Below are 6,402 nucleotides of genomic sequence, written 5' to 3'. Positions count from 1 at the left end.
GGCCGAAAATGAGCGGTAATGGCAGTAACCCGCACAGTCTGCGAGACTTGCTGGGGACCTATGAGAAATCCGGGCTAGAGAGTCAGCTCTGGAGCGAATTCGCTCCCACTCTTCGTGGTTCTGCTCTAATGAGTCCATTAATTCCCCAAACAAATTTCTCTTCGGCTCAGTCCTGCAAAAGCGCCGGCCCCAAACTTGGCAAGAATAATAAAAGGTATATGCTCGTGAGCTTTGTAGCTAATAGTTAAAAATTCTCAATAGGGAGCGACTTCTTTACAAACACTCTATTCACCGTTAAAACCACTAAATACACCGCTGCGGCAGCGCCAAATATGTAATCCGCCTGCGGAGTGAAAAAACGGGCGCCCGCCCAAAGTACAGCAAGTAAGAGCATGAAGTCTGCGGCAAGGCGCCAAACGAAATTGTGATGATTACCGATCAGAATGTGAAAGAACAAAACACAAACGCCACGCCAGTTATAACCATCTCCAAGGGTTTGATCCATAAAATTGCACATCGCTTTCCGATCCAAATCCCCTGGCAAATGTTTTACACACAAGTACGATTTCCCGTCCAAGTAGTTGGCGAATGAATGCCGCACAACGCCAGACGTTGTGCAGTCATGCAAGACCCCATTGCTATAAAAGAGAGCTGTGTGACTCACTGCACTATCAGTACAGTACATTATTGCCCAGCTCAGCGCTGAATCCGCAGGACTAGCGAACAGGATATCTCCTAGTGAATACAAATCATAGTTGGAAAAATTCTCAACAGTTGCAAGATAGAAGCCCTGCTCCATAAGGCGGGTGTGCGAGTAACGTCCGACCCTTCGGCGATACTTCCAGTAGTCAGCGAGCGCAAAAAACATTCGATACCCCAATTAACAGAAATTAGGCAGCGCGCTTTATCATTGCAGGAATTTGACAGCGTCATTATTACTGACTTTGGACCATTAATCGCGCCACACATAAATCGATAAAACAATAGCTTAGCCGAGCATGGCCATCTCTGCCATGTAACCATTTATCGTCTTCAATTTACTCCGCCAATAAGATCGGATGAAATGGCTGTGATTAGCTTGGAGGCTCTGGAAAAGCCCTGACTCGAATGTTCGCTTTTGTTTAATTAGGAGACCGGCATAGCTCTTTGATAGAAGTCTAGGTCAACAGCGTTCCTGCCTCACCCTCTTCCTGCGCAAGCGCCTTGGCGTGTTGGCCAATTTCTTCAGCCATGAACAGCACAGCCGAACGGGACTTCGAATCAGCTGCATGCGCCAAAGGTCCCAGTGAAGCCAGGAAGGACGCCAGCACAAAAATTGTAATTTTTCGAACCATCAACATGTCTCCAGAAAAGCAAACGAGGGGACATGGTATATAGGTCTAATTGGTTTGCTCTACTCCGAACATCCAGTGGCTCTTGTTATGAGCGACAATTATTCAGGAAGTCACGGAGCCACACAGTCTCGGTCGGTGTGGGTTGCAGCCCATACTGTTTCACGATCCGAGAGAAACGGGCGACATACTGACACTGACCCGACGGCGGCAGCCACTCGTCCGGACCCTTGGCGCCCTTACTCCGATTCAGGCTCGCCTCGACTGGCCACAGGTTCACAGGGTCATTAGCAAAGCGCTCTCGTTTTTCATCACTCCAATCGTCGGCACCATGCGCCCAAGACCAGGCCAGCGGTACCACATGATCGATATCGATCTCACCGCTGTTCTGAATCACGTTGCCCGTGAAGGGACTGATCCAGCGGCCCGTGGTTACCCGGCACCGATCACCATCGGCAAATCGGACCGTGGTTGCGGAAGTTGCGATTAGCGCTTCGGCCCGGCTGTCCTGACAATCCCCATCGGCGTCGTTCCAGCCGTGACCGAACGCGGACCGGGTGTATTCCTTGCGGCCACCAGAACGCGTCTGGCGGTCGCTGAGCGATGCCAATGTAAGTCCCTTGGGCAGTCGACCGTCCGCCTCCAGGCACGCTTCAACAGAGTCGTAGGCGGTGTAGTGCTCAGTACGCTCATACCAGCTGCTTTCTGGCGGGTGACAAATGCCCGACGACGTTTTCTTGACCGTCTCTGCCGCCACAGGTGCGACCCCGATGACCGACCACAAAGCCAGTACCATACACTGGACATACCTCACCGACCGCTCCTTTCATCCGTAACCGCTTGAATTCAGGGGCATGGTAAAACGTATGGCTGCGCGTGTCTTGCTGTAGGAAATGTCTTAACGGATTTGCAGAGATCTCGGGTTACCTTGGGCGCTTTAAGAACAGATACTGCAGACGAGCCGTTTGATCAGGACGATCGGGGTTCAGCGCCGGCACGGATGCCAGGCAAACGCGACACCTGCCCAGTGGTGTGACGCGCCAGGGAGAGGCCTGGCTCCACCCCTTCAATGCCCATTCACCATAACCCCAGATTATGCGCATTGGTGCAATCATCACTTGAATAGCTTTTTAGCAAGCTTGCTCATTTCTTTATCGAGTAACCGTTGAACATTATCCTGAGCTTCTTCTTTCGCTACCTCCAGTACGCTTTCGTACTCACTATCCTCACCACAGGAAAGGCATCTGATTAAGTCACCAGCATGAAATGAAGAGTCTTCCGCTGCTTGTAGCGGCACTTTGCAAAATAAACATCTTAAAGGAATTTCTAAATCGTCATCGATCACTCGTTAATGCCCTCCAGAACCAAACCGGAACCACAGCGTTAAGAGGGCAAGAATAAGCCCAATCAGCACTGTCAGCCCTTTGTGCTCTTCAACCCAATCCGATATTTTTTTCGGCCTAGATCGATTCCTCCTTCTGGAATCAGCGAGCCTCTTTGAACGCACAACACCGACCCCACCCGCTGTTATGAAAAGATCGAGATATTTACTACCAAGGTATTTGTTTTGGAGCCATTCGTGAGCCAGGCATTTATCGGCCATCCTGACGATTTCATCCATCTCTACAGACACTCCATATTCTGAGCAGAGACGGTTTTTGAGCTCCTCATTAACAGAAATGCTCACGAGGTTTCGATTAGATCCGCTGGCTTCCATCTCATCAACCCAAAGGCCGAGAAGATGAAACTCCTCAAACTGCACGTTTTTTTTCACTGAGACCTCTTTATCAATCAGAGATTTGATGGCTGACGGTTTGATAAAATCCGCAGGATCAGCAGTGCAAATTTCCTCTGACTCTCGTCGCTCTCCAGGATCTCCGTCGACAACTTTTCATGGTCCGTCATTGAGTCCAGCACCAAATCCGTGAGTCGTTTCGGAAACAATCCGTGCATTACTTGGTCTGTAGAATGGGTATTCACTTGGGCCATCACTGCTTCATCCCGGCGAACACGATCCGCAATGCCGTTGGCAAAGTGCAGCTGGTCTTCATCGCTGACCTCTGCTCCGAAGATGTCATTCAGCTTTTCGATGATTTCGGACAGACGCTTCTTCTCTGGATCGTGGGGCTTTCCAGTACCCACACCGGTAATCGGGTCCAGTCCGTCCGGGTCGTCCTCCCCCTCTAATCGGAGCTCGTGCTCCTTTCGCTTGGTGATCCGGTAATGTGAGAGGGCCAACTCAGAGATGTCGATTTCGTCGTCGTCCAGTGCCTCCTGACGCAGCAAAGGGAGGAGATGTTTGGCAAAGACACACAACTGCTCAAGCTCCGCATCCTCAAAGAACACAATCTGCGACAGGAACTCATAGGCTCGAACAAAGCTGCCCAGGTTCTTCTTGAACAGGTCCAGTTGATCGAGGCCTTCACCAATCTCCTTCAAAGATGCGTCGGCCTGCTTCAGACCAATGGTATTCCCATCAGCCTCAGCCTGTTTCCGGGCGGCTCGAACCTGCGCTCGTTCGTCGCGAAGCAGCTTGTACCGCTTGTTGAAGCGCTCTCGGGCCGGCTGGCAGTAGTAGCTAAGTTTTGAAGATTCTGCTTTGGGATCGAAGAAAGCCCGTGCAAAGGCCTCCACCTCGTCCCATTGGTACACCTGCTCGACGTCAAGAGCTTCCTGGATGTCATAGACCACCTGGACGTCTGAAACCCCGGTCAGTTCAGCCTTGTTGTAGTAAGGCAGGAAGGAGTCGAGGATATCCTGAGCATCGTTGATGAAATCCAGGATGAAGGTTTCCTTGCCCGGAAATAGCCGGTTCAACCGTGAGAGTGTCTGAACGCACTCCACCCCCTTGAGCTTCTTGTCCACGTACATGGCGCAGAGCTTCGGCTGATCAAAGCCCGTCTGGTATTTATTGGCCACCAGCATCACGTTGTACTCGTCCGTATCGAACGCCTTGGCATGATCGCGGCCATTCAGGCCTGGATTCAAAAGGCTGCTGGTTTCGGTCACCTCTTCTGGAATCACATCATCCGGTGGCAGGCTGCCTGAGAAGGCCACCAGTGGATGAACGTCCTGATAGCCCTTGTCCTGGATGTACTGCTGCATGGCTAACTGGTAACGGACGGCCTCCTGCCGGCTGCTGGTCACCACCATAGCCTTGGCCTGGCCATCCAGCAGGTGCCGGACGTTTTCCCGGAAGTGCTCAACGATGACCTCAACCTTCTGGCTGATGTTGTATGGGTGCAGGCGCACCCATTTGGCCAGCGTGGTTCGGGCCTTCTTGGAGTCGACCTCATCGTCCTCTGCGTCCGGGTGAGCCAGCTTCCAGGCGACGGCATAGGTGGTGTAGCGCCGGAGTACATCGATGATGAAACCCTCTTCGATGGCCTGTCTCATGGAGTACACATGGAAAGGCTCCGGCTTATTGGACTCACTTCGAGGCTGTGACGGATCCGGCTCACGGCCAAACAGCTCAATGGTCTTGGCCTTAGGCGTCGCGGTAAAGGCGTAGTAGCTGATGTCCTGACTGGGCTTGCGCGCAGAGACGGCAGCATCCAGCAGCTCTTCCGCACTGATTTCCTCTCCTTCGGGTAAATCACCGCCCAGGATGGCCTTCAGCTTGGTTGCGGAAGAGCCGGTTTGCGACGAGTGAGCCTCGTCCGCAATCACAGCGTACCGTCCGGAGGCTAGCTTGGGATACTTCTCCAGCGCGTCGAACAACGCGGGGAAGGTCTGGATAGTCACAATGATGATCCGGGTTTGCTCGGCCAGAGCCTCAGCCAGCTGCTCTGATTTACTCTGATTGCCCAAATCACGGTTGATGGGGCGAACCACGCCCTGAGCGTGCTCAAACTGGTAGATGGTGTCCTGAAGCTGGCTATCCAGAACCGTTCGGTCGGTCACGACGATGACCGAGCTGAACAGCTTATTGCCCTCGCTATCATAGAGCTGCGCCAGCTGATGGGCCGCCCAGGCAATGGAGTTGGATTTGCCGGAGCCCGCACTGTGCTGGATGAGGTAGCGCTTGCCTGCACCTTCTTCGCGGGTCGTCTGTATCAGCTGGTTGACCACATCCCACTGGTGGTACCGGGGGAAGATCAGGGTTTCCTTGGTCTTCCGGTTACCGTGGAAATCTTCCTCGGTTTTCTTTTCCAGGTGAAGGAAACGGCCAAGGACCTTAAGCCAGGCATCCTTCTGGAACAGTTGCTCCCACAGGTAAGCCGTGGCGTAGCTACCCTCGTCCTCGGCGCGTGGATTCCCGGCACCACCATCAGCCGTGCCTCGGTTAAACGGCAGGAAGAAAGTCTCCTTTCCATTCAGCCGGGTGGTCATCGCCACTTCGTCCTGGCTGACCGCGAAATGGACCAATGCCCCACGCTTGAACGTCAACAATGGCTCCGGCTTCCGTGTAACCGGATCCTTTACCGGACGATCCTTTTTGTATTGGCGCTTGGCGTGTTCGACGGTCTGCTTGAACTCGCTTTTGAGCTCCAGTGTCGCCGTCGGAATCCCGTTCACGAAGAGCACTAGGTCCAGCCGTGGGTTGTAGTCACCAGTGCGGGCATGAGGCGAATAGGAAACTTCCTCGACCACGCGTAACCGATTGGCGTTGTATCGACGCTCGGTGTCCGGATTCATGCCGTGATCCGGCTTGAAGCTGCAAAGATCGATTTTTACACCCGGTACTTTGAAGCCATGGCGGAGCACATCGAGGGTGCTTTTTTTCTCCAGCTCCCGAACGGTTTTCTGGATGAGCACCTTTTCCGGGTTCTGAGGGTTACCCTTGCAGAACTTTTCCCATCGGTCTGGCCAGGCCTCCTGGAAGTAACCAATCAGGTCTTCCGGGTACACGGCATTAACCTTGTCGTACTCAGACGCCTTGCCGACCAGCCAACCCTGATCGTGCAGGGCTGCGATGATGTCGTTCTGGAACGCTCTCTCTCGGCTGTCAGCCATGACTACTCCTTGTATCCTTTGACCCGCTTGGTACCCGGTTTTCGCTTAAATACCTTGAATATTGCTTTGTACTTGATAGCGGATGACCTGGTTGCCCGCTTCAATAACGTCAATG

At 53.0% G+C, this 6,402-nt stretch carries 7 protein-coding genes; 1 reads left to right on the top strand and 6 read right to left on the bottom strand.

Features of this window, described 5'->3' with window-relative positions:
• A partial coding sequence (locus tag MLC70_RS17980; protein ID WP_248185830.1) for a hypothetical protein occupies positions 1 to 248 on the top strand: 248 nt, incomplete at its 5' end.
• Here MLC70_RS17980 and MLC70_RS17975 read toward each other — a convergent pair.
• From MLC70_RS17975 to MLC70_RS17950, 6 genes are all read right to left on the bottom strand, one after another.
• Positions 245 to 868 (bottom strand): C40 family peptidase, encoded by a 624-nt coding sequence (locus MLC70_RS17975; RefSeq protein ID WP_248185828.1) that lies wholly within the window; start codon positions 866 to 868, stop codon positions 245 to 247. The genes MLC70_RS17980 and MLC70_RS17975 overlap by 4 nt on opposite strands.
• Before the next feature lie 289 nt (positions 869 to 1,157).
• Positions 1,158 to 1,334 (bottom strand): hypothetical protein, encoded by a 177-nt coding sequence (locus MLC70_RS17970; RefSeq protein WP_248185825.1) that lies wholly within the window; start codon positions 1,332 to 1,334, stop codon positions 1,158 to 1,160.
• Between the two features lie 85 nt (positions 1,335 to 1,419).
• On the bottom strand, positions 1,420 to 2,145 hold the full coding sequence (locus MLC70_RS17965) for an HNH endonuclease family protein (protein WP_248185823.1): 726 nt from the start codon (positions 2,143 to 2,145) through the stop codon (positions 1,420 to 1,422).
• 300 nt (positions 2,146 to 2,445) lie between these two features.
• Complete coding sequence (locus MLC70_RS17960; protein ID WP_248185821.1) at positions 2,446 to 2,676, bottom strand: hypothetical protein; 231 nt, start codon at positions 2,674 to 2,676, stop codon at positions 2,446 to 2,448.
• 3 nt (positions 2,677 to 2,679) lie between these two features.
• Positions 2,680 to 3,105 (bottom strand): hypothetical protein, encoded by a 426-nt coding sequence (locus tag MLC70_RS17955; RefSeq protein ID WP_248185820.1) that lies wholly within the window; start codon positions 3,103 to 3,105, stop codon positions 2,680 to 2,682.
• A 17-nt stretch (positions 3,106 to 3,122) separates the two neighbouring features.
• Positions 3,123 to 6,287 (bottom strand): type I restriction endonuclease subunit R, encoded by a 3,165-nt coding sequence (locus tag MLC70_RS17950; RefSeq protein WP_248185817.1) that lies wholly within the window; start codon positions 6,285 to 6,287, stop codon positions 3,123 to 3,125.
• Positions 6,288 to 6,402 lie beyond the last annotated feature (115 nt).

Origin of the sequence: Marinobacter goseongensis, from assembly GCF_023156235.1 — a bacterium.
GTDB lineage: Bacteria > Pseudomonadota > Gammaproteobacteria > Pseudomonadales > Oleiphilaceae > Marinobacter > Marinobacter goseongensis.
This window is presented reverse-complemented; position numbering and strand designations above follow the sequence as displayed.

Bases quoted from the DNA above. Each gene is read 5' to 3' on its own strand.
- MLC70_RS17950 (WP_248185817.1), bottom strand. From the start codon at position 6,287: ATGGCTGACAGCCGAGAGAGAGCGTTCCAGAACGACATCATCGCAGCC.
- MLC70_RS17975 (WP_248185828.1), bottom strand. From the start codon at position 868: ATGTTTTTTGCGCTCGCTGACTACTGGAAGTATCGCCGAAGGGTCGGA.
- MLC70_RS17970 (WP_248185825.1), bottom strand. From the start codon at position 1,334: ATGGTTCGAAAAATTACAATTTTTGTGCTGGCGTCCTTCCTGGCTTCA.